This is a genomic window from Shimazuella sp. NTD248, assembly GCF_059510395.1.
In genome coordinates this window covers 1-864 of the sequence record NZ_JCAJZT010000029.1, presented here as the reverse complement: position 1 = coordinate 864, position 864 = coordinate 1, and the positions used below count along the sequence as shown (strand labels likewise).

Sequence of the window (864 nt, the reverse complement as noted above, 5' to 3'; positions counted from 1 at the left end):
CTAGAAGCTATTTCAAAAGTCGGTTGACACATAAAAGTATTAGAGAAAGTATACAAAATGCTTTATAATGTTGAATGTAACGTTCATATCGGACAACTAATCTACGATTATTGTCCATCCAAGCAAAACAACGTTCTATTTTCCAGCGTTGTTTGTACCCGTCGCCCACTGCCAATGGGCGACCTTTTCTTTTCTTATCGGTTTTTCGACCGGGTATCGTAGGTTTGATTCCTTTTTTTCGAAGTGCGAGGCGAAAGGCTCGACTATGGTAAGCCCGATCTGCGACCAATTCCCGAAATCGACTAAGGGGTCTACCACGCTTGGATGGTACTCGAATCGTAGCCAATGTTCGTTCTGCCAAACGAATTTCATGTGGTTGTGCACTCTCTACCAAAAGCCCGATTGGGATGCCATTTTTTTCAGCTACAGCCATGACTTTGGTTCCTTTTCCCATCTTGGTTTTCCCTATTCCCGTCCCCCCTCGCTTTGCTGCCACAAACGATCCATCCAAATACACTTGATCCCAGTTCAATCGCTTTATTTCTTGCAACATTCCTAATAATTTTCTCCAAATTCGTTCCCAAATCCCGACTTTTTCCCATTCTTTCAATCGTCTCCAGCATGTCACATAGGAACCATACTCTTTTGGCATATCCATCCACGCTACACCTGTTTTCAACACGTAAATAATCCCATTCAGCACTTTTCTGAGTGGGATTGGAGGTCGACCCATCTGTGTTTTTCTTTTAGGTAGGAGCGGTTCAATTATTTTCCATTGTTTGTCCGTTATCTCATGTCTGCTCATGTCCCTATTTAATTTCATTTTGACTCATTTGACAATTTTTAGTTTTGAAATAGCTTCTA

General features: G+C 41.7%; 1 protein-coding gene. It reads right to left on the bottom strand.

Annotated features, from left to right (window positions below):
- Positions 1 to 7 precede the first annotated feature (7 nt).
- Positions 8 to 823 carry an IS5 family transposase gene (locus AC5WOE_RS19990; RefSeq protein WP_496051589.1) on the bottom strand — a complete coding sequence of 272 codons (816 nt, stop codon included), beginning with the start codon at positions 821 to 823 and terminating at the stop codon, positions 8 to 10.
- Between the last annotated feature and the right edge of the window lie 41 nt (positions 824 to 864).